The sequence below is a fragment of the Curtobacterium sp. CFBP9011 genome (assembly GCF_034045095.1).
Taxonomy (GTDB): domain Bacteria; phylum Actinomycetota; class Actinomycetes; order Actinomycetales; family Microbacteriaceae; genus Curtobacterium.
In genome coordinates, this window is sequence record NZ_JAXCWN010000005.1 from 73,642 (window position 1) to 98,667 (window position 25,026).

The following is a 25,026-nucleotide window of genomic DNA, read 5'->3' on the forward strand; positions in this document are numbered from 1 at the left end:
ACAGTTCGTGTGCCCTCGGCGGAGGTGAGCGGGGTGTCGTGACCGGTCGGGGCGGGACCCGGCGCGACTACCCGGCGATGTTGGCCGTCACCGCGTCGATGTAGGCGGCGCGCTCCTCGCGGGAACTCGGGCGACCCGGAACACCCGGCCGCTCCTCCCACGGCAGCGGCCCGGACTCGTGGCGGTACTCGATGCCGAGCGCGTCGAGGCGCGCCAGGTGCTCGGTCAGGCGGTCCCGGAAGTCCGCGACGTCGCGCGGGCCGGCGACGTCCGCCGACCAGAGCGCCTCGGACAGGGCGACCACGCGCGGGAACAGCTGGTAGTCGAGCCGTCGGACGGTGTCCACGTGCTCGGTCCACATGTTCGCCTGCCCGCCGACCACGTGCGCCCGCTCGGACTCGGTCAGGGACTCGGGCACCGGGTCGAACGCGTAGACGTCGTCGACGGTGAGCACGATCGACACCGGGATCGGCTCGTTCGGCAAGTCGCTCTGCCGGTAGTCCAGGTACACCTGGTCGTCCGGGGTCGAGATGACGTCGTGTCCCCGACGGGCCGCGGTGACCGCACCGCGCATGCCACGCCAGGACACCACGGTCGCGGACGGTGAGAGGGTGCCGCCCTCCAGGATCTCGTCCCACCCGAACGCCCGGCGTCCGTGCGACTCGATGTGGGCGGCGAGCTGGCCGACGATCCAGGCCTGCAGCTGCTCCTCGTCCTCGAGCCCGAGCTGCCGGATCCGCTCCTGCGTGCGCGGGTCGTCCTCCCACTGGTCCTTCGGGCACTCGTCGCCGCCGAGACCGATGTACGCCGAGGGGAACAGCGCGATGACCTCGTCGAGCACGTCCTTGAAGAACTGCACCGTGCTGTCGTCGGCGTTGAGGACGTCGTGCGCCACACCCCACTCCGTCCAGACCTCGACCCGACGCTCCGGGTGCACGCCGAGCTCCGGGTAGGCGGCGAGGGCGGCGCGGACGTGTCCGGGCGTCTCGATCTCCGGCACGACGGTCACGAAGCGGTCCTGGGCGTAGGCGACGATCTCGCGGATGTCGTCCTGCGTGTAGAAGCCACCGTGCGGGCGGCCGTCGTACCCGGCGACCTGCAGCACCCCGTCGGCGTCGGGGACGTGGGCGCCGACCTGGGACTCGCGGCGCCAGGCGCCGACCTCGGTCAGGCGGGGGTACTTCGTGATCTCGATGCGCCAGCCCTGGTCCTCGGTGAGGTGGAAGTGCAGGCGGTTGATCCGGTGCGCGGCCAGTTGGTCGACGACCCGCAGGACCTCGGCCTTGGTGCGGAAGTGCCGGGCGACGTCGAGCATCACCCCGCGCCAGGCGAACGCGGGGGCGTCCTCGACGACCGTCGTCGGCAGCGTCCACGCCGCCGTGCGCACCTGCCCGCGGCGGTACACGTCGGCGGGCAGCAGCTGCAGCAGGGCCTGGACGCCGTAGAACACCCCGGCCGGGCCGCCGCCCTCGACGGAGACCCCGTCCGGCGTGACGGTCAGGCGGAAGGACTCCTCGCGGCTGTCACCCGGCCCGGCGGGCAGGTCCTCCGGCATCGTGGCGATCGTCAGCGCGATCACGGGGGCGTCGGCGTCGTCCGCGCCGAACAGCGGCAACCGCGTGGAGGCTCGGAGCACCTGCTGCAGGTACTGTGCGGTCGACTCGGTGGCGGGCTCGGCGCGGACGCGTGTGCGCTCGTCGATGGTGAAGGTGCCGGACGAGTCGTTCCGGGATCGCGGTCGGGGGATCAGCATGTCGGTTCCACCATTCCTCAACGGTCTTTCGTAATGTGGAGATTATGGCGACGCACTCGAGCATGTCAACGATCGGCAGCTCCCCGGCCCTGCTCCGCAGGATGAACTCCCGCGCGGTCCTGGCCGAGCTGTTCCGGGCCGGACCCGACGTCGGGGACCCGGGGCGGGCCTCCCGGACGGTCACCGAACTCGTCGCCGCCGTCGGGCTGACGCGCCCCACGGTCGAGGCCGCGCTGACCGACCTGGTCGCGGAGGGCTGGGTCGAGGAACTCAAGGCCGTCGCCACCCCGAACCGCGCCGGACGCCGCGCCCGCCGGTTCCGCATCGACGCGCGATCCGGACTGGTGCTCGGCATCGACCTCGGCCTGCACGCCGTGGTCGGCGTCCTCGCCGACCTGCACGGTGACCCGGTCGCCCGCACCGAGCAGTTCGCCCCCACCCTGGCCCCGGTCGAGCAGGCCGTTGACGCCGTCCGCGAGGTCGTTGACCGCCTGGTCGGCACCCTGCCGCCCGGACGACTGCTCGCCGTCACCGTCTGCGTCCCCGCGATCATCGACCGCGCCGGCCGCATCGTGCACTCCGTCGCCGCGCCCGAGTGGCAGAGCGGCGGCATCACCGACCGCATCGCCGCGCTGGTCCCCGATGCGGTCACCGTCTTCGAGAACGACGCGAAGGCGGCCGCCCGCGCCGAGGCCGCCTGGGGGCGCCTGCACGGCGTCCGCGACGGCCTGCTCCTGGTGATGGGGCGACAGATCGGCGCGGCCCTGGTGGTCGGCGGCACGGTCGCGCAGGGCGCCCACGGCGCCGCCGGTGAGGTCGGTGGGATCGCCGCGACCGGGTGGCCGGCTGCGGCACGCGCCCTGGAGGCCCGGACCGGCTCCGGCGCGGACCTCCCGTCCGCCGCCGGTGACGGCCGTGCCGCCGTGCGGGCGCTCGCCGCGGACGTCGCCCCCGGGGTCGCGCAACTCGTCGCCGCGGTGGACCCCGAGGTCGTGGTCGTCGGCGGCGAGGTGCTGCCCGACGGCGAGGAGTTCTGCACCGCCCTGGCCCGTGAACTCGAGCGGACGCCGGGTCTGGGGCTGCCGGGCGCCGCCGGGGTGTCGGTCGTGCCGTCGGGCCTGGGGCGGGACGCGGTGTCGCGCGGAGCGGTGGCGCGGTCCCTGGCGACGGCTCGGGCGGAGCGGCTCGGGCTCGGGGCGGAGCTGCGCACCGGCGTCGTCTGACGGTTGCGGGCGGGCGTGGGGCGCGTCCCGCAGCGCGCTCGCACACCGGAGTCTGTCAGCCCGCTCAGGCAGGGTGGGCGGATGACGACTGCCGTGCCCTCGACCGTCGCCCACACCGGCGCCCTGACCGCATCCTCCGGCTCCGGCTCTGGCTCCGGGGGCGGACCGGACCCCGACATCGGTGGGCTGACCGGCCTGGTGCTGCAGGTCATCGACGCGATGGGGGAGTGGGGCGTCGCCCTGATGCTCTTCATCGAGACGGTGTTCCCGCCGATCCCGTCCGAGGTGATCCTGCCCCTCGCCGGGTTCCTCGGAGGTGCCGGCCGGATGGACCTGACGCTGGTGCTGGTGCTGGCGACCGCCGGTTCGTACCTCGGGGCGCTGGTGCTCTACTGGCTCGGCGCGGTGATCGGCTTCGACCGGACCGTCCGCTGGTTCGGCAAGCTGCCGCTGGTCGACGAGGACGACTTCCGGAAGGCCGCGTCCTGGTTCCACCGGCACGGTAAGAGCGCGGTGTTCTTCGGCCGCCTGGTGCCCGTGGTCCGCAGCCTGATCTCGCTGCCCGCCGGCGCCGACCGGATGCACCTCGGCACGTTCACGCTCTTCACGGTGCTCGGCAGCGGGCTGTGGAACTCGGTCCTGGTGCTCGGCGGTGCGGCCCTCGGCACCCAGTACGAACGCATCGAGGCCTACACGGAGTGGATCGACCGCGCGGTCTACGCGGCGGTCGTCGTCATCGTCGTGGCGTTCGTCGTCCGCCGGGTCCGACGCGGCCGGGCCGCAGCCCGGTCGACCGCGTCGGAGTAGCGCCGCGGCCGGACCGGCTCCTGGGCGTTACGCCTTCGTGAGCGCCGACTCCTTGTGGGCCGCCTGCTTGCCGGACTTCTCCGACTCGATGATCCAGTACGGGTCGTCGTCGGTCGGCGTGAAGTGCTGCCCGTCGAACTCGAAGTCCGCAGTCTTCTTCTCGACGAGCTTGCCCGTCGTCTTCCCCTGGGACGTGTTCCAGTGGACTTCGTCGCCCTTGCGCATCTCGGCCTCCTGCCTCGTCCGGACCGGCTGTCCGGAGCCCGGACGGTACCCGGGCGCCCCCAGCAGTCGCCGACACCATCCCTGATGCGCAGTTGTGACGCGAAGACGGGTCACATTCGCGTAACCCCGCCTCGGATCGGCAGGCCCGCGCGTACCGTGGCAGAGGAGTCAGACCGCGATCACCGACGCGGTCCCCGAACTCCCAGAGGATCGAACGACACCATGAGCATGGCCATCGGCAGCGCACGAGCGGACACCGTCCTGGCAGGACGCTACCGCCTCGTCAAGCTGATCGGCACGGGCGGCATGGGCTCCGTGTACGAGGCTCGCGACGAGCACACCTACCGCGCGGTCGCCGTGAAGATGTTCGCGACCCCCGAGCGGATGACCACTGCCGACCGGGTCCGCCAGGAGCGCGAGATCCGCCTGCTCAGCATGCTCTCGCACCCCGGTCTCATCCCGCTCTACGACGCCGGCACGCACGACTTCGAGGACGGCCCGCACCGCTACATCGTGATGGAGCTCATCGCCGACGCGACCCTGCTGCGTCGCCTCGCCGAGGGGCCGCTGCACAACTACGAGGTCGCCGACCTCGGCGCACAGCTCGCCGACGCCCTGGCCTACGTGCACTCCCGCGGGATCGTGCACCGCGACGTCAAGCCCGCGAACATCCTGCTGAGCGACGAGGGCGCCTCCGGGTTCGTCCGGACCGTCAAGCTCACCGACTTCGGGGTCGCGCACTTCGTCGACGGCTCCCGGCTCACCAACGACGGCACGATCATCGGCACCGCCGCCTACCTGTCCCCGGAGCAGGTCGCCGGCGAACCGATCAGCTACGCCACCGACGTCTACTCGCTCGGCCTGGTGCTGCTCGAGGCGTTGACCGGCGACCAGGAGTACTCCGGCACCGTCATCGAGGCGGCCCTCGCCCGGCTCCGCCGCGACCCGCAGGTCCCCGACTCCGTGGCGTCCGAGTGGCGGGAGCTGCTCACCCTGATGACGTCCCGCGACCCGGAACGCCGGCCCACGGCCGTCGCCGTCGCACGGGCACTCCGTGGCGGATCGACGCAGGTCACCGGACCGGTGCCGCTGGGGCCCGAACGGGAGGTCCGCCGCAGGGAACACCGCATGCACCGGGCCGCTCACCGGCACGCCCGGCGCGGGACGTTCGACGTGGTGCGGCGTTGGCGCCGACGGAACGTCCTGGCCGCGTCGGCCACGGCGCTCGCCGTCGCCGCGGCATGCGTCGGCTGCTACGTCGTCGGCGCGCTGCACTGACCCAGACCGGACCGGACCGGTCCGGACCGGACCGGACCGGACCGAGCATGGTCGGGCTCGTCGGCTGCGATCGATCAGGCAGGATGGGTGCATGAGCGACCAGCGATGGATCAAGATCTGCGGCCTCTCCACCCCGGAGACGGTCGACGCCGCCGTCGAGGCCGGTGCAGACGCCGTCGGGTTCGTCTTCGCCGCCGGCAGCCCCCGCACCGTCACGGCCGACACCGCGAAGGAGCTCGTCGAGCGCCTGCCGGAGGGCATCGACGCCGTCGGGGTGTTCCGGGACCAGCCGATCGACGAGGTCGTGGGCATCGCCTCCGCCGTCGGGCTCACCACCGTCCAGCTGCACGGCCGCGAGTCCGCCGCCGACTTCGCCCGTGCCCGCGACGCCGGCTTCTTCACGATCCGCGCCCTGGCCGCCGCCGACTACCTGGCCGAGACCGCGAACCGGCGCGCCGCGTTCGACCACGACCTGCTGCTGCTCGACGCGGCCGTCCCCGGCAGCGGACACCTCGTCGACCCGGCGACCCTGACCGGCACCGTCGACGAGGCCTGGATCCTGGCCGGCGGCCTCACCCCGGAGAACGTCGCCGGGCTCGTGCAGCGCCTCGACCCGGACGGCGTCGACGTCTCGAGCGGCGTCGAGTCGGAACGCGGCGTCAAGGACGTCCGCGCGATCCGGGCGTTCGTCGAGGCGGTCCGCAGCATCCCCTGAGGCGGGCGGTCTCTGAGACGCGGGTCGGGCCTCCTGGCCGTGTCCGTACTCGTCAGGCCGTGCGGAGCGCTCGTCAGGCCTTGCGGAGCGTCGGGATGAGCTCACGGAGGAACGCGTCGGTGTCCTCCCAGCCCTCGACCGCGTGCGTGGGCACGCCCAGGGCCTTGACCGGGTAGTCGTTGCCCTCCGGGTCCAGGCGGTCGCCGACGAACAGCATGTCCGACAGGGCGATGCCGGTCAGCTCGGCGAGGCGCTGCATGCCGTACGCCTTGTCGATGCCCTTGCGCGTGATGTCGATGCTCGTGGAGCCGCCGGAGCGGACCTCGAGGTCGGGCAGCTCGGCCTGCACCAGGCGACGCAGGTCGTCCTTCTTCGCACCGGTCGGGTCCCAGCGCTTCTTGACGTCCACCGGAGCCGACTGGCCGAGGGCCGAGAACGTGATCTGCGAACCGCGGTCCTCGAGGATCGCGCCCCAGGTCTCGGACTCCCAGTAGCCGGCGGCCTTCGCCTGCGCCTCGACCGCGGCGAGGGCGCGGGCCTTCTCGTCCTCGGTGAGGTCCTCGGCGTACTGCAGGGTCCAGTCCAGTTCCCACGCGTAGTACCGGGTGCCGCACGTCGGCATGAGGTGCAGGTCGTCGAGGCGCAGCCCCGGACGCTTCCGGAGCGGCGTGACGAGCTGCTGCTCGAACTGCTGGAAGTTCCCGCCGCTGATGACGGCGACGGGTATGACCTCGAGCAGGGCCGCGAAGGTCTCGAGCATCTGCGGATCGAGCGGGGACTTCGAGGGGGCGAGCGTGTCGTCGAGATCGAAGGCGACGAGGCGAGGTGCAGGCATGCCCTCGATCATGCCAGGCGGCTACTCCTTGACGAGCACGACCTCGTCGAGGGGGATGCGGGTACGCGGGGCGACCTCACGCTCGGCAGCCTTCTCGTCGAGGACCGACGGGTCGGCGACGGTGCCCACCGCGGTGACGGTGAACGGCACGAAGCGCTCGGGCAGGTCGAACGCGGCGGACAGGCCCGCGGCGTCGATGCCGGCCATCTGGTGCACGTGCAGGCCCTCAGCGTGCGCCTGGACGGTCAGCGCAGCGAGCGACTGGCCCAGGTCGTACTCGGCGAAGCGCAGCGGCTCGCCGTCCTCGTTCGTGGTCTCGAGGATCCCGACGACCAGCGCGCTGGCGCGGAACGCCCACGCGGCGTTGAAGCCGAGCAGGTTCTCGGTGACCTTACGGAACGCGTCCGTGCCACGGCGGGCGGCGACGAAGCGGCGGGGCTGCAGGTTCATCGCGGACGGCGCCCAGCGGGCGGCCTCGAGGACGGCGTCGAGCTGCGCGTCCGTCATCGTCGCGGTCTCGTCGTAGGAGCGCGGGCTCCACCGTTCCTCGAGCAGGGGCACGAGGGGCTGGCTGGAGTCCGTGGAGCGGGAGAGCGTCGTCTGCGTGGTCATGGTTGCCGGAACAACCGCCTGCGCGCGGCTATTTCCCCCCGGGCCTGCGAAGATGGGCAGGATGAGTGGCGTCCTGATCGGCTTCGCGATCATCGGCGCCGTCATCGTCACGGGCTACGGCGTCGGTCGCGCCGGACTCCTCGGACCCCACGCGCAGTTCGTGCTGAGCCGGCTGGCGTTCTTCGTCCTCATGCCGTGCCTGCTGTTCCACACGATCGCCACGGCCGACGTCCGGACGCTGTTCTCCCCGATGCTCGCCGTCTCCGCGATCACCGCACTGTCCGTCGCCGCCGGCACCGCCCTGGTGTTCGGACTCGTGCTCCGGCGTCCGCTCACCACCACGACCGTCGGAGCGCTCGCCGCCTCGTACTCGAACGCGAACAACATCGGACTGCCCGTCGCCGTCTACGTGCTCGGGCAGGCGACCGCGGTGGTGCCGGTGATCATGCTGCAGCTCGTCGTGATGGCGCCGATCGCCCTGACCGTCCTCGACGTGGCCACGGCCTCCGGTGGCGGGTGGCGACGCCGCGTGCTCGGGCCGGTGTCGAACCCGCTCATCATCGCGTCGCTGCTCGGCCTGCTCTGCTCGGTCACCGGGGTGCAGCTGCCCGACCCGGTCCTCGAACCCTTCGCCCTGGTGGGCGGCGCCGCGGTCCCCGTCGTGCTGCTCTCGTTCGGGATGAACCTGCACGGCGCCGCACCGCTGCGGGACGCGGCCACCCGGGTCGACGTGCTGCTGGCGAGCGGGGTGAAGCTCCTGGTGATGCCGACCGTCGCGTTCCTGCTCGCCCGGTACGCGTTCGGGTTGGACGCCGAGCACGTGTTCGTCCTGACCGTCCTGGGTGGGCTGCCGGCGGCGCAGAACGTCTTCAACTACGCCCAGCGGTACGGCGCCGCGGTGCCGGTCGCTCGGGACGTGGTGCTGCTCACGACCGTCGGGTCGGTGCCGGTCCTGGTCGGGATCGCGGCGCTGCTGCACCCGTAGGCGGGAGGCGCGTGGCGGGGCCGGGGCGCGCCTCCCGTCCGCCTGACGCGCCGTCGGGTCGCCGCCGAGTGGTCTCGAAGTGTCGGTCCCGGCCGGCCGGAGCGACAGATCGTGACCGCTCGGCGGAGGTGAGCGGGGTGTCGGGGCGCCGGAAGCGGCGCCGACCGGTCGGAGTCGACCGGGCGGAGTCGAGACGGCCGGTCGACGCGACGGGAGGCGCGCACCCGGCTGGTGCGCGCCTCCCGTCGCTCGTCGGTGCAGGCCGGCGCACCGCGGTCGCGTCGCGGTCAGCGGCCGCGCTCGGCACCCTCGATGCTGACGGCGGCGCCGTAGTCGAGGTCCACGGACCGGTCCGGGCCGACTGCGATGCCGTCGAGGAGCTGTTCGACGGTCACGGTGTGCACGCCCCCGGCGTTCGGGGCCGGCACGTCGACCGTGAACGCGCCGCCCGCTGCCTCGTCGCCCGCGATGACCGGGGTCCCGACCGGGGCACCGTCACGGAGGAGCTGGACGGTGGCGCCGGGGACGGCCGTGCCGGTGACCTGCGCGGGCCGGGTCACGTCCTCGTCGAAGCGGCCGGCCACCTCGGCGAGGTCCGTCGCGTCGAGCTGGACGGTGCGCTCCTCCTGGCCGACGATCGAGCTGCCGACGAGCTGTTCGATGACGAGCGTCTGCTCCACACCGACCGGCAGGTTGCGCAGCGTGGTCGTCCACGTCGAGTCGTCACCCGCGGCACGGGTGGCGACGGACTCGATCGGTGCGCCGTTGATCGTCACGGTCGCTCCGGGGATCTTCGTGCCGGACAGGGTGATGCTCCGGTCGGCGACGTCCGCCACGGGGTCCTCGACGGACCACGAGTCGGAGTAGTCGTCCTCGGCGGCGAGCTGGGCCGCGTCGTCCGACGAACCCACCACGACTCGACCGTCGTCGCCGAGTGCGAGGTACCAGTCGCGGTTCGACCGCGACTGCAGGACGGTTCCGCCGGTCCGCTCGACGGCGGTGAACTGCTGGACCCGGTCGCTGGTGCGGCAGGTCGAGAGGATGACCCGTCCGTCCGACGCCGCGCTGCTGGCCGGCTGGACGCAGCGGTTGCCGTTCACGACGACCTGCGCGGTCGTGCCGGTCTTCGGGACCGCCCACGAGAGCGTCTTGGCGGTGGCCTCGTCAGTCGGCTTCGAGTCCCACGTGATCTCCTGCAGGAGGCCCTCGCCGGAGCGGACCGGCTCGAGCGCGACCGCTTCGCCGGCCGTGGCGCTCGCGAACAGGGCGCGGCCACCGCGGAGGTCCTTGTCCTCGATGATCGGCCAGGCCAGCGTGGGGTCGGTCGGCCCGACCGGGGCCGCGCCCGCCTGCTGCGGCGTCACGACGATCTCGTCGTTGCCGACCGCGATGGTCACCGTGGCGATGGAGAACTCGCCGGCGAACGAGACCCCGAAGAGGCCGTCCGGACGTGCCGTCGTGCGGTACTCCTTGTCGTACACGTCGACGACGCGGATCTGTGCACCCGGGTAGGTGGTTCCGATCACGGTCTGGCGGCGGTTGCCCGCGCTGCCCTTCTGCCAGATCTTCAGGTCCTCCGGTTCGGCGAGTGCCTTGCGGACCGTGGCGTGCGCGGGGCTGGTCTGGCGGTCGTCGTCCGTCACCACGAAGGCGTCGATGTCCCACCGCCCGTCCTCGACGGTGAACTCCACGTCCGTGGTGCCGGCCGTGACGGCGGTCGTGGCGACCACCTCGTCGTCGTCCGCCTTCCACGGGTCGTTGCGGTCGACGACGGTGAGGGTGCCGGCGGCGCTGGACTCGACCGTGGCGGTCACGTCGTTGCGGTCGACGTCGAAGCGGGGCCGGTCGCCGGAGGTGCTCTCGGGCGCTGCACCGTCGACGGCGGTGATGGTGGTGGTGCTGCCCGGGATGACCGGGAGCTGGGGGATGGTGGCGCTGGTCTGCGCGCCGGTGGTGTTCGCGGTGGCGGTCTCCGGCGCCGTGGCGGTCCCGGCGCACAGGGCGGCGGTCAGCACGGCGGTGCCGAGGAGGAACGGGCGGTACTTCACGGAAGGCCTTTCGAGGTGAGGGGGGCTGTCGGCCGTGGGCTCAGGACGCGGTGGGAGCGTCGACGGTGACACCGGCGCCGTAGTCGATCGTCACCGTGGTCGGCGTCCCGACCGCGGCGCCGTCGAGGACCTGCACGACTGCGAACTCGTGCGGACCGGCTGCGTTCGGAGCCGGCACGTCGAGCACGAAGGACCCGGCGGCGTCACCGTCGGCCGCGGCTGTCGTCGTGGCACCCTCGACCGGGACCCCGCCGTCGAGCAGCTGGATCGTCGCCCCGGGTTCGGCGTCGCCGGTGATCTGGGCCGGGAGGGTGACGTCGTCGCGGAACGCGCTGGTCACGCCCGAGAGGTCTCCGGCGTCGATGCGGACGGTCTGCTCGCTCTGGGCGACGACGACGCCGTCGATGAGCTGCTGGACCTCGAACGTGCGGGCCTGGCCGATCGGCAGGTCGTGCAGCGTCGTGCTCCAGGAACCGCCCGCGGCGATCGCACGCGCGTCCTTCGCCGACCGGGCGCCGGTGCCGTTCTCGACGGGGGTGCCGTCGACCGTGACGACGGCACCGGGGATCGCGGTGCCGGACAGCCGGACGGAGCGGTCCGCGACGGACGGTGCGGGCTCGTCGACCGACCACGAGGACTCGTACTGGTCGACGTAGGCGAGCACCGCCGCGTCGGCCTCGTCACCGAGGACGATCATGCCGTCGGCGCCGAGGGTCAGGTAGCGGGACTCGTCCGATGCCAGGCGCAGCAGCGTGTCGCCGTCGCGCAGGACCGCGGTGAAGGTCTGGCTCGGGTCGCCGTCCTCGTCACGGATGCAGGCCGCGGAACGGAGCGAACCGTCGTCTCCGGCGGTGACGCAGGTGTTGCCTTCGAGGATGATCGGTCCGGACACGTCGACGTTCGGGATCGACCACCCCACGGCGTTGTTGCCCGCGATGTCCTCCGGGCCGAGACGCCACTGCAGCCCCGCGCTGGACGCAGTGGTGAGGTACGCGCTCTCACGCCCTTCCTCGCCGCCGACGAAGAGACCGAACAGGGAGCGGAGGTCCCCGAGGTCCACGATCGGCCAGACCAGGGACGGGTCACCCTCGCCCGGCTCGACCTGTTCGAACGGGACGACCTGGGCGCCGTTGGTGAGCTGGTTGTGCTCGACGACGACCTCGGTGCGCGCGGTCGACCCGAAGTAGCTGATGCCGAAACGACCGTCCTCCCGCGAGCGCGTGGAGTACCGCTCGCCGTCGTCGGTCACGATCTCGACGCGCTCGTTCGCGTAGGTCGAGCCGGTGACCGTGATCCGCTGGTCCGAGCTGCCCGCCACGTCCGAGTACGTCCCGGCGAGGTCCTGGACGTCCTGACCCCCGACGGCGAGCGTGAACTGCTCGGGTCGGGTGCGCTGCCCGTCCGCCGTGACGACGTACATCGAGTAGTCCCAGTTGCTGTCCGGCACCGCGAACGAGACGTCGCTCGTGCCGGCCTCGACCGGGGTCTCGAGGACGACGGCGTCGTCGGTCGGGTCGTACGGGTCACCGTGTTCGACGACCGTCAGGGTGCCGTCGTGGCTGGAACGCAGCGAGAGGTCGATCGGGACGTCGTTGTCGATGTCGTCGTCGTCGTCCGGGACGACCCAGAGCGGCAGGTCCTGCCCGTACTCGGTCTCCCACTCGCCGTTGACGGTGAGGAGCAGGGTCGAGGAGCCGGGGAGGTCCGGGTACTCGGGGATGATCTCGCGCTGCGCTCGGGAGTCGTGCGCCGCGGTGGTCGTCGTCGCCTTCGTCGCGGTGGCGTCGGCGGGGGCGGCGTCGGCGGTGCCGGCCAGCACGAGTCCGGAGGCGATGGTCGCGACGAGGGCGGTGGCGCCCGCGAGGGTGGGTCGGTTGTGCACTGTGGTCCTTCCCGAACAGCTGGGGTGCTGGTCGTCAGGATCACTACTCTCTCATGTCAAATGTAAAATACATCGACGGAGAGGGAATCGACGCCGATCAGAAGATCATCGGGCGGTCGTCGTCGAGCGCCGTCTCGAGGTCCAGGTCGACCGACACCGGCACGTGGTCGCTCGGGGCGTCGCCCTTGCGCTCGTCACGGTGGATCGTGGCCCCCACGGTGACGTCTGCGAACGCCTGCGAACCCATCACGAAGTCGATGCGCATGCCCTCGTTGCGGGGGAAGCGCAGCTGCTTGTAGTCCCAGTACGTGTACCCGGTCGGCACGAGGGAGCGGACGACGTCCTGCAGCCCGCGCTCCTCGAACGCCCGGAACGCCGCGCGCTCGGGCTCGCTGACGTGCGTGGAGCCCTCGAAGACCCGGACGTCCCAGACGTCGTCGTCGAAGGGAGCCACGTTCCAGTCGCCCATCAGTGCGAGGGGCAGGTCGGGCTCGGCCTGCAACCACTCCGTCGTCCGGTCGGCCAACTGCGCCAGCCAGTCGAGCTTGTACGTGTAGTGCGGGTCACCGAGCTCGCGGCCGTTCGGGACGTAGAGGCTCCACAGCCGGACGCCCTCGACCGTGACGCCGATGGCTCGGGCCTCGACCGGCAGGTCCGGACCTTCCTGCCCCTTGAGGAAGCCGGGCTGGCCGGGGAAGTCCCGGGTGACGTCCGCCATCGGCAGGCGGCTGGCGAACGCGACGCCGTTCCACTGGTTCAGGCCGTGCGCCTCCACGGTGTAGCCGGCGGCCTCGAACGCCTCGACCGGGAACTGCTCGGGCTTGCACTTGATCTCCTGCATGCCGAGGACGTCGACGTCCTCACGCACCAACCAGTCGACGACCCGGCCGACTCGGGTGCGGACGGAGTTGACGTTCCAGGTCGCGACGCGCATGGGATCGAACCTACCGGGAGCGGCCGACCGCCCGCCCCGACAGCAGCGGGGTACCCACCCGGGAGGCCCGCCCCCTGTCCGCGGGCGCGCTCCGGTGGCAGGGTGTTCCCTGGACGCACATCCGACCAGCACCACAGGAGGCACTCATGGCAACGACGGCGAACTCCGACCGCGTGGACGGCACCACCACCGGCAGCACCACGACCCAGGTGACCGCGAAGGGCCGCACGGTCATCGACGACGCGGTCGTCGCCAAGGTCGCCGGCATCGCCGCCCGCGACGTCCCCGGCGTGGTGGCCCTCGGCGGCAACACCGCGCGGGCCTTCGGCGCGATCCGCGACGCCATCGGCTCGAGCGACCTCGGGCAGGGCGTCCGCGTCGAGGTCGGCGAGACCCAGGCCGCGGTCGACCTGACGCTCGTCGTCGCCTACCCGATGCCGATGCAGGAGGTCGCCTCCGCCGTCCGGCAGGCCGTGACCGACGCCGTCACCGACCTCGTCGGGCTGCAGGTGACCGAGGTCAACATCGCGATCATCGACGTCGACATCCCCGCACTCGACGCTCCCGCCGCCGCGCCCGAGACGCGCGTCCGGTGAACACCACCGTCGTCGGCATGGCCGTCGGGGCGGTCCTGGCGGTCGTCGCCCTGACGCTCGGGTTCTGGGCGTTCGTCGTGGTGGCGGTCGCGATCGCACTCGGTGGGCTGATCGGGCGGATCGTCAGCGGTGACGTCGACGTCCGCCGTCTCCTCGACGTCCTCCGCGGGCGTCGGAGTTCCTCGTGAGCGCACCCGCGCTGCCCGGCACCGACCGGATCGCGGCCCCCGCCCTCGTCCACACCGCGCAGGCCGTCGCCGCCGAGGCGCTCCGGGCACCCCTCCGGGAGGTCCGTGCCCGGGTCGTCGACGACGGTCGCGGTGCACTGGCGGTCGAGGTCACCAGCCCGCTGACCCTGCCCGCGCTCGGCTCGCACGCGGTCCCCGACGAGCCCGTCCTCGCGACGGCGCACCGAGCCCGTGCCGCGATCGCCGAGCGGTTCCGGACGATCACCGGACGGAAGGTCGAGCGTGTCTCGGTGACGTTCTCGTCCGCCGTGCTGGACGTGCCGCGGAGGGTCCGGTGAGCCCGGCAGTCACGCGTCCGGCGGACTCACTTCCGGCGAGCACGAGTGACGGGAGCAGTGCCGCGCCCGGGTCGGAGCCGGTCACGAAGGCCCCACCGGCAGACGCCGATCGCTTCCTGCGCCGCATCGTCCGTCGCGAGACCTCGGCGCCCCGGACCCCCACCGTCGTCGTCGCGATGGTCCTGCTCCTGGTGGTCGCCGCGGCCGTGGGGACCGCCGCGGTCGTGGCGCTGCTGGACGAGCGCATCGCCGGCGTCGACCCCCGTGCCGTCGTGGACGCCGCAGTCCGTGTCCCGGACGGTCTGCTCGACGCGGTGGTCGTCGCCATCGGGGCCGTGGTCGCCCTGCTCGGCCTCTGGTTCCTGCTGCACGGCGTCCTGCCCGCGCGTCGACCCCGGCACGCGATCCGCTCCGCGCGACTCGGCGTGGTCGTCGACGACGAGGTCCTGGCCTCCGCCGCGGCCCGCGCCGCACGCTCGGCCACCCGCCTGGCACCGGACGCGGCCGTCGGCTCGGTCGGCCGACGGACCCTCGACGTCGTCCTGCTGCCGGCCTCCGGCGTGGACGTCGCCGTGGTCGCCGCCACCGAGGCCGTCGAGCGCGAACTGGTTGCCGTCGACGCCGTCCCGCCGCTCACTGCCCGGGTGCGCGTCCGCTCGACCGGTCGGATCGACGGATGAACGGCACGAACCGCACGCTCGGCCGCGTCGTCCTGGTGCTGGTCGGGCTGGTGTTCCTGGCGCTCGGCGCCGCCGCCGTGCTGGTGCAGACGCTGCCCGCCGCGGCGGACGTCTGGCGCACGGCAGCGGACCGGACGCTCGGCGGCCTCCGCACCGGCGCGGCCGACACCTCGGCGTGGTGGTGGGCGCTCGGCGGGGCCGTCGTCCTGGGCATCCTCGCGCTCCTCGTCCTCGGCTCGATCGGGGGTGGCCGGACCGGCACCGTGCTCGAGGACGACGGGCCCGACGGCGGGCTGCCCGGGCAGGTCCGGATCGAGGCGGCAGCCGTCGAGCACGCCCTCTCGGCGGCGATCACGCCGCTGCCGCAGGTCGCGTCCCTGGCGGTCGACGTCCGCCGCGTCCGCCGCCGCACCGCCGTCCGGATCGTTGTCCGCACCCGCCGCGGGGCACCACCCCGGGAGGTCGTCGACCGGGTCGAGGACGTCGTCCGCGACCTCGACGCACTGCTCGGGCAGCGACTACCGGTGCTGCTCCGGATCGTCCGCGGCGGATCGTCGCGGCCCGACCGGGTGCGCTGAGCCGTGGCGCCGACCGACGACCTCGCCGGCCGCGGCGGGCAACCGGATGCGCCGGTGACCGTGCCGGACGCCGTCGCCGAGCTCGCCGAGGGCCGGACCCTCGTGCCGGTGTGGGTGAACACCGCGGGTGGGAAGACCTTCCGGATCGGACCGGCCCCCGACCGAGCCGACTTGTACGTGAAGTGGGTCCCGCCGCACTACGCGCCGTGGGTCGCCGCGGAGGTCGCGCGCCTGCAGTGGGCCGGCCGCTGGCTGACCGTGCCGGAGGTCGTCGAGCACGGAGCGGACGGGTCCGGCGCCTGGATGGTCACCCGGCCCGTCGTCGGCTGGAGCGCGGTCGACCCGCGGTGGCACGACGACCCGCGCACGGCGGTCATCGCGGTCGGCGAGGGGCTGCGGGCGCTGCACGAGACCCTGCCCGTGGCCGCCTGTCCGTTCGTCTGGTCGACCGACGAACGGGTCGACCGTGCACGGGCAGCGGGGCGGGACGTCGACGCGATGGGGTCGACGCCGGAGACCGACCAGCTGGTCGTCTGCCACGGGGACGCCTGCACGCCGAACACGCTGGTCGGCGACGACGGCCGGTGGGTCGGGCACGTGGACCTGGGCGACCTCGGGGTCGCGGACCGGTGGGCGGACCTGGCGGTGGCGTCGATGAGTCTCGGCTGGAACCACGGACCCGGCTGGGACGACCTGTTCCACGAGGCGTACGGGGTGCCGCAGGACCGTGACCGGACCGCCTGGTACCGGATGCTGTGGGAGCTGGACGTCGACGACGTGGACGACCCGCGAGGTGCGGCAGGAGCCTCCCGGCCCTGACCGGACGACGGGCTGGGCCGGGCCGGGCCGCGACGCCGGGCCGCGACGACGGGCCGGGCCGCGACGACGGACCGGGCCGCGACGACGGACCGGGCCGCACAGCCGACGCGGTCTAGAAGCCGACCCCGCGCGCGGCCATGAACCCGACCGGGTTCACCGTGCCGCCGCCGACGTGCGTCTCGAAGTGCAGGTGGCACCCGGTCGAGTTGCCGGTCGACCCGACGAGTGCGACGAGCGCCCCCGCCCCGACCTGCTGCCCGGGGGAGACCCGGAACCCGCCGTCGACGATGTGGCCGTACGCGGTCTTGACGCCGCCGCCGTGGTCGATGCGGACGTAGTTGCCGTACCCGCCGTAGCGGCCGACGTACTCGACCGTGCCGGCGGACGCGGCGACGATCGGCGTGGAGCAACCGCTGCCCAGGTCGAGGCCGTCGTGCATGGCGACCGCGCCGGTGTAGGGGTTCACACGGACCCCGTAGCCGCTGGTGATCCAGCCGCCGGCGGGACGGACCCAGCCCGACCCGGAGCCCGAGCCGACGGGGGCGCCACCGCCACCACCGGCGGACGAACCGCCGCCGCCGGCGCCCCCGCCGCCGCCCTGGTTCGCGGCGGCCGCCGCGGCCGCAGCCTGCTGGGCACGGAGCTGACGGGCGATCTCGGCCTCGAGCGCCTTGCGCTTGCGCTCTTCCTCCGCCTTGCGGATCCGCTCGCCCTTCTCGTACTGCGCCTCGGTCGTGGCGCGACCCGAGGTCAGCGAGGTGAGCTGCGCTTCGAGCCGGGACTTGTTGCCCTCTTGCTCGTCGGTGGCGGCCTGCGCCCGGTCGGAGGCGGCCTGCGCCTCGCCCATCCGGTCCTGCGCGGCCTGGGCCAGGTCCGCGAGCTTGAGTGCGGCCCGGTCGGCCTGGGCGGTGAGGGATCGGGCGACGGAGGCGTCGGTGGTGGCTGCGGTCTCGACGCGTTCGGCCTGCTCCGACAGCTTGCTCAGAGCCCCGAGGTCGTAGAGCAGGTCACGGGAGTCCTCGCCGCCGGTGATCACGCTGGTGGTGACGTCGGCGCCGCCGGAGCGGGCCATCTGCGCGGCGAACCGGCCGGCCTGCGCAGCGCTGGCCTCGGCGACCTCGGCGTGCTCCTCGGCGTCGTCGCGGAGCGCCTGCTCCTTCTCGGCGGCGCGGAGGGCGGCGCGCTGGGCCTCCTGGAACGCCTCGCCCAGCCGTTCGGCCTCGGCCCTGGCGGCGTCGGCCTCTGCTGCCAAGTCCGCGATGATGCCGCGGATCTCGACGATCTGCGACTGCTTCGCGGACTCCTTGCCGCGGGCCGCGACCACGTCGTCCCACGACGGGTACGAGGCCGCCTGGGCGACCGGCGCGTCGAGCACGAGCGAGCCGACCAGGCCGGCGATCGCGAGCGCGGTGGCGAGCAGGCGTCGACGGCCCGCCGAGGCGGAGCGGGGACGGGGAGCGGGGACCACGGAGCGAGACATCGGAACGGAGCCTATACATCCACACAGGTGGAACCCTGCGGCGACGCTCCGCTGTGGAGGACTCGGGCACGCAGATCGGCCTGTGGAGGACGAGTACCCCGCTGCAGAGCCCGCGGGCGGCCGGGCTCAGAACCCCCGGTCGCGCAGGATCTGCTCCGCCGACCCGACGACCCGCTGCCGCAGCACTTCCGCGCCCCGGGTGCCCGCGTAGTCGTAGACGTCGTACCCGGTGCAGTGCGTGATCGTCGCCGGGCGACCGAGCGAGTCCTCGACCGGCGTGGTCCAGACGTCCCCGGACCCGATCACGACGTAGTCCGGTCGCGCGTCCCGGTACGCGCCGAGGTCGACGAGCCACGGGTAGGTGTCGAACGAGTCGCGGACCTGCAGCAGCCGGACGTCCTGCTCGGCGTAGGCGGCGAGCGGACGCACGGTCCAGAACTGGCCGACGCCGACCGGGTCCCGCCCGTCGCTCCGCTGCGCGTCGACCCAGCGGTCCAGGCAGGTCACCGGGGCGTACCGCGCCACGGCGACGGTCCGGACGGTGCCCGGTGTCACGGCGACGCCGAGGACGAGCACCGCTGCCGCCGCGACCGCCAGCGCGGTCCGCAGGCCGCGCACCGGTCGGTGCACCCGGGTCCGGCGGACCGCGGTGCGGGTGAGCTCGCACACCGCGACGACGGCGAGCAGCGGCATCGCGACGACCGGCTCGAGGTAGCGCGGCGTCTCCGACCCGGCGACGACCACCCCGACGGACACCGCCACGATCGTCACGAGGGGCAGCGCGGTCGCCACGAGCACCGTCCGGGAGGTCCGTGCACGCCAGGCCCAGACCGTGCCGCCCGCGCTGAGCAGCACCCCGAGCAGCATCAGGAGCAGTCCGGCGTCCCCGGCCGCCGAGGCCGCCCGGTCGTCGGTGAGCGATGCGAAGAAGGCCGCGGTCGCCCCGGCCTGCTCCGGGTGGACGTAGGTCGAGGGGTCGAGCGAGACGAAGGGCCGCAGCGGGATCCGCAGGAGGTACCCGACGACCGCACCGAGCGTCAGCGTCGCCGCCACCCAGACTGCCGGTCGCCAGGGCACGCGGCGGGCGAGTGCGAGCAGCGCCAGCGTGACGACGACCGGTGCCGCCGACCACGGCACGTAGAGCGGGTTGGAGGCCGTGCTCAGCGCCGCCACGAGGCCGAGCGTCACGAGGACGGGGACCGAGGCTCGCCCGGTGCGGACCGCCCGGAGCACCAGGACGGCGGTCCCGAGCATCGCGAGCACCGCGCCGTAGTAGTAGGTCGTGGTGAGGAGGAGCGAGGCCAGCTCGAGCGAGGTCGCGGTCGCCGACGACTCCGTCAGCACGAGCATGGTGAGCAGGACCACGGCGATCACCGACACGGCGACGCGTGCTGGTCGCGCGGCCGACGGCATGAGTTCGTTCGCAGCCGCCCGCACGAGCGCGTACACGGCGAGCAGCACGAGCACCCCGTTCAGCGCCAGCGCCTGCTGCGGTGTCGTGGTCACCGCCGCGGTCGCCAGGTACACCGGCAGCTCGGGGAAGAAGAACAGCGCCGGGGACATCGCCCACTCGAACGGCTGCCCGAGTGCGATCGAGCGTGCGACCAGCGGCAGGAGCACCGAGTCGCCGTCGTACCAGAGCAGCGTGACCCGCGCCGTGGCGAGCACGTGCCGCAGCGCCACCACCGCGAGCACCAGGGCGAGCACCGCTCCGACGGCCTCGTGCGCGACCGCCCGGGCGAGGGCGGATCGCGGGCGGCGGTCGCCGGCCTCGATCGGTCGGACGCCGTCCCGCGGACGGGCGAGGGGCATGACCGGAGCGTACCGGCGTCGGCATCGGAGCAGCCGGACAGTGCGCCCTGGGGGAGTGCACAGCACGGCCGGGTGGGCGCGGAACGGCGGTCGCCGCTACCCTTGACCCTCGTGACCCACGCGCGCGAGCAGTTGATCGAGCACATCAAGGCCGATGCGGTCTTCCACGGCGACTTCACGCTGACCAGCGGGAAGCAGGCGTCGTACTACATCGACCTCCGCAAGGTGAGCCTCGACCACCGCGTCGCGCCGCTGATCGGCCAGGTGATGACCGACCTCATCGCGAGCATCCCGGACGTCGACGCCGTCGGTGGTCTGACGATGGGCGCCGACCCGATCGCGAGCGCCGTGCTGCACCAGTCGGCAGCGCGCGGTGGTTCGTACGACGCCTTCGTCGTCCGCAAGGAGCCCAAGGACCACGGCCGCGGCCGCCAGGTCGAGGGCCCGGACGTCCGCGGCAAGCGCGTCATCGTGCTCGAGGACACCTCGACCACCGGCGGCTCGCCCCTCAAGGCCGCCGAAGCACTCGAGCGTGAGGGCGCCGTCATCGTCGCCGTCGCCGTCGTCGTCGACCGGGACACCGGCGCCAAGGAGAAGATCGAGGCAGCCGGCTACCCCTACCTCGCGGCGATCGGGCTGGCCGACCTGGGGCTGTCCGCGTGACCGAGGAGCGTCCGGAGGGGCGCGACGAGTCCGACCGGTCGGTCGCGCCCGAAGACGGGGGCGACGGACAGGAGGCTCGGCGCGGTCCCGATCCGGACGCTCCGTTCCACGGTCTCCGCAGTGCGGCCGACATCTTCGGTGCGCCGATCACGGAAGAGGAGTGGCCGTCCCGCCGCGAGCGTCGGGAGGCCGAACGGGCCGCCCGGCAGGCGGGGCAGCCCGAACCCGAGCCGTTCACCGCCCCGGCCTCCGTGCCCGCGTCAGCCCCGCAGGCCGACCACGAGCAGGCGGACCACGAGCCGCACGCCGACGAGCGCGATGAACCCGCTACCGAGGTCGACCCTGCGGCGACCCAGGCGATCTCGATGCCCGAGCAACTCGCGCTGCCCGGTGGCGTCGCCGGCCGGGTACCGCCGCCCGCCGCCGTGCCGCCGGTGTCGAACGCGCCGGACCCCCGTGCCATCACGCTGCCGACCGCGCGCTCGGACCGCGACCTCCGTGCCGCCGAGGCCCGGGCGATCGAGGACGAGCGCCGCCGCACCGACCCGGACGGCGTCGGGCGTGACGACGTCGACTGGCTCGGCCGGGCCCGTCCGTCCGCGACACCGCTGCCGCCCGAGTCCGTGCAGTCCGCGCCGGTGCCCCCGCCGTTCCGCGGCGGTCCGGACGCGCAGCCGCTCGGGGTGCAGGACGCGCTGCCGCCGACGTCCGAGCCGCCGACCTTCACGGAGCTCCTCCGCCTGGGCGACGACGTCGACGCCGCTCCCCAGGCTGACCGTCCCTTCGACTGGTCCCTGCTGGACGACCAGACCGGCGAGGTCCCGACGACCCTGACCCGCGACGCCTTCGACACGAACCTGGTCGCGGCGGAGTCCTGGGCGACTGGCACCGGCCTGGGCGCCGAACCCGTCGAGGAGTCGGCGAGTGCGCCCGCTGCACCCGCCGTGCCCGCTGCCGCGGCGCCGGCCGCCCCCGTTCCGCCGGCCGCCGCCACCCCGGCGGTGGTGCCGGCGAGCGGCACCGTGCCGGACTCCGACCGTGCCGACGAGCGGACCACCCCCTCGGGGTCGAGCTGGTCCCTCAGCGACGACGCGGCCCGTACCGGCGAGGTCTTCCCCGGCGACGTGGACGTCATGGTCCCTCGTGACACGACGGTCGACGCGCCGGACGCCGACACCCGCGCCGCCGACGCCGACGCCGCCGCCGACGCCGACGACGACCTGGCCGACGACCGCGGTTCCGCCCCGACGGCTGCGTTCTCGCCGCGGTCCGCCGCCGCGGTCCCGCCGCCCGCAGTCCCGTCGCCCTCGGCACTGCCGACCCCCGCGGTGCCGTGGTGGGAAGCCGACGACGACGGCACCGACCGACGATCGGCCGTCCCACCACTCGTGGAGCCCGCACGGCAGGAGCCCGCACGCCAGGACCCGGCACGCCAGGACCTCACGCGCCAGGACCCCGCACGCCAGAGCCCCGCACCGCAGGACCACGCCGCCGCGTGGCCGATGCCGGACTGGCAGACGCCGACGGCAGCGGGCCCCGCCGGCGACGACGACGGCACGCCGAGCCCGCGCGGCCTCGCGCCCGAGGACATCGACCAGTCCGAGTGGCAGGGCCGCGAGACGAGCGACACCGGCGTCATCAAGGACCTGTTCGGCACCGAGGCGATCCAGCAACTCCGCGACGCCGGCCCGCGGGAGGACACCAGCACCCGGATGATGCCCGCCGTCGCCCGACCCGAGCAGCCCGCAGCAGCAGGCTCCGGAGCGAACGCGGCCGATCGCGACAACTTCATCAACGAGGGCTTCGCCCGCCTGCAGAACGAGGGGCGTCGCGGCAAACAGCTCCTGGTCTACGGCTCGATCGCGATCATCGTGGTGCTGCTGGTCCTCGTGCTGCTCATCACCACGTGGATCCGCGGCAACACCATCGACGACCACCCGGCGTCCCCGTCGAGCAGCCCGGCCGCAGCGCTCTCGGTGCAGCCGCCCGGCAGCGGCGGCTGACGGACGCCGACGCACCATGTGACGGACGGGAGGCTCCCCACCAGCTGGTGGGGAGCCTCCCGTCCGTCAGTCGGTCGCGATCCGCGACCGTGCCCTGGTCAGGAGGACGCGGGGACCGCCGCCGACACGTCGGTGAGCGTCTGCAGCTCCTCCGCGCTGAGGTCGAGCTCCGCCGAGGCGAGGAGCGCCGGCAGCTGCTCGGTGTTGCGCGCCGAGGCGATCGGGGCGACGACGTCCGGCTGTGCCTGCAGCCAGGCGAGCGCGACCGAGGCGATCTCGGCCGAGTGCGCGGACGCGATCTCGGACAGGGCGTCCACGACTGCCAGACCCTGGTCGGAGAAGTAGCCGGAGACCTGGCCCTCGCGGTCCTTGCCCGCGAAGTCCTGCTTCGTCCGGTACTTGCCCGTCAGGAAGCCGGCGGCCAGCGCGAAGTACGGCACGACGCCCAGGTGCTCCCGAGCCGCGAGCGGTGCGATGTCCGACTCGTAGGGCTCGCGGGTGACGAGGTTGTAGTGCGGCTGGATCGCGACCGGCACGGCCAGGTCGTGCTCCTTCGCCAGGCGGATCCACTCCGCGGCGCGCTCGTCCGAGTAGTTCGAGATCGCGGTGTAGCGGACCAGGCCCTCGCGGACGAGCTGGTCGAAGGCGCGGACGGTCTCCTCCAGCGGGGTGTCCTGGTCGTCGAAGTGGGCGTAGTAGAGGTCGATCCGGTCGGTGCCGAGGCGCTGCAGGCTGGCGCGTGCGGCCTTCGCGACGTTGTCCGCCGACAGACCGGGGAACTCGGGGTGCTGCGACACCTTCGTGGCGATCGTCACGTCGTCACGCTTGCCGGACGCGGCGAACCACGAGCCGATCACGGTCTCGGACTCGCCGCCGGAGTTGCCGTCACCCCACGCCGAGTACACGTCCGCGGTGTCGATGAAGTCGCCGCCGGCACCCGTGTAGGCGTCGAGGACCCGGTGCGAGGTGGCCTCGTCCGCGGTCCAGCCGAAGACGTTGCCGCCGAGGGCGAGGGGGAAGACGGTGAGGTCACTGGAGCCGATGCGGGGCATGCTGCAGTCCTTTCAAGTCGGTACGGACTCCTCCACGCTATGCCCCTCGCCGGGCTGCCACTCAGGTGCGCGGGGTGAGGTGGAGGAGCCATGCCGACGCTCTCCTCGTACCTCACCGACCCCCGCCCCGCCGTCCGTCTGCGGGCGGTGATGGCCGCCGGGGCCACCCCCTCGGTGGACGAGCTGGACCTCCTCGTGGCGCAGTGCGCCGTGGAGCCGGACCTGCAGGTGCGGGAGATGCTCACGTGGGCGTTGGTGCGCCTGCCGGCCGACGTGGTCGTCCCGCGCCTGCTCGACGAACTGGACCGGCCGGAGGCGCAGGCGCGGAGTCAGGCGCTGCACACGCTGTCGAAGATCCGCGACGGGTCGGTGTACCCGCAGGTGGCGCGGCTGCTCGGTGACATCGACCCCGGGGTCGCACGGACGGCCTGGCGTGCTGCGGCGCTGCTCGCCCCGGAGGACGCGAAGCCCGCGCTGGCACGGACCCTCGCGGTGCAGCTCGGCCACGGGGACGAGGAGACCCGGCTGGCGCTGAGCCGCGCGCTCGCCGGGCTCGGGGCGGAGATCGCCTCGCCGGTCCTCGACGCGGCGGCGTCGCACCGGAGCGCGGCCGTCCGCGAGCACGCGGCCGAGACGGCGCGGTTGCTCGAGGACCCGGACGCCGGGTCGGCGCTGGCGCTCGCCCGGGCGCGGCGAGAGGTCGCCCTCGGCCGGACGCGCTCGGCGAAGGGCTGACGCGGCCTGCCGGTCAGTGCGGGGCGTCGGGCGTCAGCCAGATGGCGGTCGCGGCGGCGGCCGGGAGGTCCACCAGCGCCTCCGCCCCGCCGGCGTCACGCCGCGAGACCGCCACCACCCCCGCGTAGTCCCGCACCTGCTCGACCCGCAGGTGCGTCCCCAGTCCGACACCGAGCTCGTCGAAGTACCGCAGCAGCGCCGGGTCGTCGTCGGACACCCGCTCGACGGTCCCGCAGACGCCGGGGTCGACCGTGCCGAGGAGCGAGCCGGGGGAGTCCGGCACGACGCCGTCCGCGCTCGGGATCGGGTCGCCGTGCGGGTCGTGCGTCGGGTGGCCCAGGTCGGCGTCGACCCGGTCGAGGAAGGTCTCCGACACCGCGTGCTCGAGCGCCTCGGCCTCGGTGTGCACCTCGTCCCACGAGTAGCCGAGCCGCTCGACCAGGAACGTCTCGATCAGGCGGTGTCGGCGGACCATGGCGACGGCGGCCTGCTGCCCGAGCGGGGTGAGGACCACGCCGCGGTACAGCGTGTGCTCGATCAGCCCGTCGCGGTCGAGTTTCCGGAGGTTGCCGGACACGGTCGAGGCGGACACGTGCAGGGCTGCGGCGATGTCCCGCGTGGCGAGACCGCCGTCGCCACCGCGCTCGGAGGCCTTCCAGACGAGCTTGACGTAGTCCTCCGCCATGGTGCTGAGCGAGGGCAGACGCATGGGGCAATCGTACGACCGACACCGCTCCGGTCGACACCGGGACGGTCGACACTGGTACAACCGTCAGGGTGACCCC

25 protein-coding genes are annotated in these 25,026 nt (G+C 73.5%); 14 read left to right on the forward strand and 11 right to left on the reverse strand.

All coding sequences use genetic code 11. From position 1 onward, the window contains the following. Positions 1–67: 67 nt before the first annotated feature. Positions 68–1,753, reverse strand: coding sequence for a beta-N-acetylhexosaminidase (locus SOM35_RS11755; RefSeq protein ID WP_320515516.1), 1,686 nt, complete (start codon positions 1,751–1,753; stop codon positions 68–70). Between the two features lie 62 nt (positions 1,754–1,815). Here SOM35_RS11755 and SOM35_RS11760 point away from each other — a divergent pair, with 62 nt between their 5' ends. Both SOM35_RS11760 and SOM35_RS11765 read left to right on the forward strand, forming a co-directional pair. Further along, the gene (locus SOM35_RS11760) at positions 1,816–2,976 is read left to right on the forward strand and encodes an ROK family protein (protein ID WP_320515517.1); all 1,161 of its coding nucleotides are present in this window, start codon (positions 1,816–1,818) and stop codon (positions 2,974–2,976) included. 81 nt (positions 2,977–3,057) lie between these two features. Continuing rightward, positions 3,058–3,783, forward strand: coding sequence for a DedA family protein (locus tag SOM35_RS11765; protein WP_320515518.1), 726 nt, complete (start codon positions 3,058–3,060; stop codon positions 3,781–3,783). A gap of 27 nt (positions 3,784–3,810) precedes the next feature. Here SOM35_RS11765 and SOM35_RS11770 read toward each other — a convergent pair whose 3' ends face one another. Beyond that, positions 3,811–4,008, reverse strand: coding sequence for a hypervirulence associated TUDOR domain-containing protein (locus tag SOM35_RS11770; RefSeq protein WP_221850060.1), 198 nt, complete (start codon positions 4,006–4,008; stop codon positions 3,811–3,813). Positions 4,009–4,230: 222 nt separating this feature from the next. Between SOM35_RS11770 and SOM35_RS11775 the strand changes: the two genes are divergently transcribed. Beyond that, complete coding sequence (locus tag SOM35_RS11775; RefSeq protein ID WP_320515519.1) at positions 4,231–5,286, forward strand: serine/threonine-protein kinase; 1,056 nt, start codon at positions 4,231–4,233, stop codon at positions 5,284–5,286. Between the two features lie 91 nt (positions 5,287–5,377). Further along, entirely contained in the window at positions 5,378–6,001 is a 624-nt protein-coding gene (locus SOM35_RS11780; RefSeq protein ID WP_320515520.1) for a phosphoribosylanthranilate isomerase, read from the forward strand. Positions 6,002–6,074: 73 nt separating this feature from the next. On the opposite strand, the gene SOM35_RS11785 is transcribed toward SOM35_RS11780, so the two are convergent. Beyond that, a complete protein-coding gene (locus SOM35_RS11785; protein WP_320515521.1) occupies positions 6,075–6,836 on the reverse strand; it encodes an HAD-IIB family hydrolase in 762 nt (253 codons plus the stop codon). A gap of 21 nt (positions 6,837–6,857) precedes the next feature. Further along, positions 6,858–7,448: a nitroreductase family protein gene (locus SOM35_RS11790; RefSeq protein ID WP_111075894.1), complete on the reverse strand. Its 591-nt coding sequence runs from the start codon at positions 7,446–7,448 to the stop codon at positions 6,858–6,860. 61 nt (positions 7,449–7,509) lie between these two features. On the opposite strand from SOM35_RS11790, the gene SOM35_RS11795 reads away from it, so the two are divergent. Then, the gene (locus tag SOM35_RS11795) at positions 7,510–8,433 is read left to right on the forward strand and encodes an AEC family transporter (protein WP_320515522.1); all 924 of its coding nucleotides are present in this window, start codon (positions 7,510–7,512) and stop codon (positions 8,431–8,433) included. 287 nt (positions 8,434–8,720) lie between these two features. On the opposite strand, the gene SOM35_RS11800 is transcribed toward SOM35_RS11795, so the two are convergent. The 3 genes from SOM35_RS11800 to SOM35_RS11810 all read right to left on the reverse strand — a co-directional run bounded on the left by SOM35_RS11800 (position 8,721) and on the right by SOM35_RS11810 (position 13,297). Beyond that, positions 8,721–10,481, reverse strand: coding sequence for a hypothetical protein (locus SOM35_RS11800; protein WP_320515523.1), 1,761 nt, complete (start codon positions 10,479–10,481; stop codon positions 8,721–8,723). Between the two features lie 40 nt (positions 10,482–10,521). Beyond that, positions 10,522–12,363, reverse strand: coding sequence for a hypothetical protein (locus tag SOM35_RS11805; protein WP_320515524.1), 1,842 nt, complete (start codon positions 12,361–12,363; stop codon positions 10,522–10,524). 97 nt (positions 12,364–12,460) lie between these two features. Further along, the gene (locus tag SOM35_RS11810) at positions 12,461–13,297 is read right to left on the reverse strand and encodes an exodeoxyribonuclease III (protein ID WP_320515525.1); all 837 of its coding nucleotides are present in this window, start codon (positions 13,295–13,297) and stop codon (positions 12,461–12,463) included. Between the two features lie 146 nt (positions 13,298–13,443). Between SOM35_RS11810 and SOM35_RS11815 the strand changes: the two genes are divergently transcribed. The 6 genes from SOM35_RS11815 to SOM35_RS11840 are packed head-to-tail and all read left to right on the forward strand — an operon-like array spanning position 13,444 to position 16,496. Beyond that, the gene (locus SOM35_RS11815; protein ID WP_320515526.1) at positions 13,444–13,893 is read left to right on the forward strand and encodes an Asp23/Gls24 family envelope stress response protein; all 450 of its coding nucleotides are present in this window, start codon (positions 13,444–13,446) and stop codon (positions 13,891–13,893) included. Continuing rightward, positions 13,890–14,081: a DUF2273 domain-containing protein gene (locus tag SOM35_RS11820; protein ID WP_111075900.1), complete on the forward strand. Its 192-nt coding sequence runs from the start codon at positions 13,890–13,892 to the stop codon at positions 14,079–14,081. Before SOM35_RS11815 ends, SOM35_RS11820 begins: the two co-directional genes overlap by 4 nt. After that, positions 14,078–14,419, forward strand: a complete 342-nt coding sequence (locus SOM35_RS11825) for a hypothetical protein (protein ID WP_320515527.1) — start codon at positions 14,078–14,080, stop codon at positions 14,417–14,419. Before SOM35_RS11820 ends, SOM35_RS11825 begins: the two co-directional genes overlap by 4 nt. Next, positions 14,416–15,099: a hypothetical protein gene (locus SOM35_RS11830; protein ID WP_320515528.1), complete on the forward strand. Its 684-nt coding sequence runs from the start codon at positions 14,416–14,418 to the stop codon at positions 15,097–15,099. Before SOM35_RS11825 ends, SOM35_RS11830 begins: the two co-directional genes overlap by 4 nt. After that, positions 15,096–15,677 (forward strand): hypothetical protein, encoded by a 582-nt coding sequence (locus SOM35_RS11835; RefSeq protein WP_320515529.1) that lies wholly within the window; start codon positions 15,096–15,098, stop codon positions 15,675–15,677. Before SOM35_RS11830 ends, SOM35_RS11835 begins: the two co-directional genes overlap by 4 nt. A gap of 54 nt (positions 15,678–15,731) precedes the next feature. Next, positions 15,732–16,496, forward strand: a complete 765-nt coding sequence (locus SOM35_RS11840) for an aminoglycoside 3'-phosphotransferase (RefSeq protein WP_320515530.1) — start codon at positions 15,732–15,734, stop codon at positions 16,494–16,496. Between the two features lie 112 nt (positions 16,497–16,608). Here SOM35_RS11840 and SOM35_RS11845 read toward each other — a convergent pair whose 3' ends face one another. Both SOM35_RS11845 and SOM35_RS11850 read right to left on the reverse strand, forming a co-directional pair. Further along, positions 16,609–17,976 carry a peptidoglycan DD-metalloendopeptidase family protein gene (locus tag SOM35_RS11845; RefSeq protein ID WP_320515531.1) on the reverse strand — a complete coding sequence of 456 codons (1,368 nt, stop codon included), beginning with the start codon at positions 17,974–17,976 and terminating at the stop codon, positions 16,609–16,611. A 126-nt stretch (positions 17,977–18,102) separates the two neighbouring features. Then, positions 18,103–19,788, reverse strand: a complete 1,686-nt coding sequence (locus tag SOM35_RS11850; RefSeq protein ID WP_320515532.1) for a hypothetical protein — start codon at positions 19,786–19,788, stop codon at positions 18,103–18,105. A gap of 111 nt (positions 19,789–19,899) precedes the next feature. On the opposite strand from SOM35_RS11850, the gene pyrE reads away from it, so the two are divergent. Then, the gene (pyrE, locus tag SOM35_RS11855) at positions 19,900–20,451 is read left to right on the forward strand and encodes an orotate phosphoribosyltransferase (protein WP_320515533.1); all 552 of its coding nucleotides are present in this window, start codon (positions 19,900–19,902) and stop codon (positions 20,449–20,451) included. Further along, positions 20,448–22,454, forward strand: a complete 2,007-nt coding sequence (locus tag SOM35_RS11860) for a hypothetical protein (RefSeq protein ID WP_320515534.1) — start codon at positions 20,448–20,450, stop codon at positions 22,452–22,454. Before pyrE ends, SOM35_RS11860 begins: the two co-directional genes overlap by 4 nt. 98 nt (positions 22,455–22,552) lie before the next feature. Here the strand turns inward: SOM35_RS11860 and SOM35_RS11865 are convergent, their stop codons facing one another. Next, positions 22,553–23,506 carry an aldo/keto reductase gene (locus tag SOM35_RS11865; RefSeq protein WP_290156341.1) on the reverse strand — a complete coding sequence of 318 codons (954 nt, stop codon included), beginning with the start codon at positions 23,504–23,506 and terminating at the stop codon, positions 22,553–22,555. A gap of 90 nt (positions 23,507–23,596) precedes the next feature. Between SOM35_RS11865 and SOM35_RS11870 the strand changes: the two genes are divergently transcribed. Continuing rightward, entirely contained in the window at positions 23,597–24,241 is a 645-nt protein-coding gene (locus SOM35_RS11870; RefSeq protein WP_320515535.1) for a HEAT repeat domain-containing protein, read from the forward strand. Positions 24,242–24,254: 13 nt separating this feature from the next. On the opposite strand, the gene SOM35_RS11875 is transcribed toward SOM35_RS11870, so the two are convergent. Then, positions 24,255–24,950 carry a metal-dependent transcriptional regulator gene (locus SOM35_RS11875; protein ID WP_221850075.1) on the reverse strand — a complete coding sequence of 232 codons (696 nt, stop codon included), beginning with the start codon at positions 24,948–24,950 and terminating at the stop codon, positions 24,255–24,257. Positions 24,951–25,026: the final 76 nt, after the last annotated feature.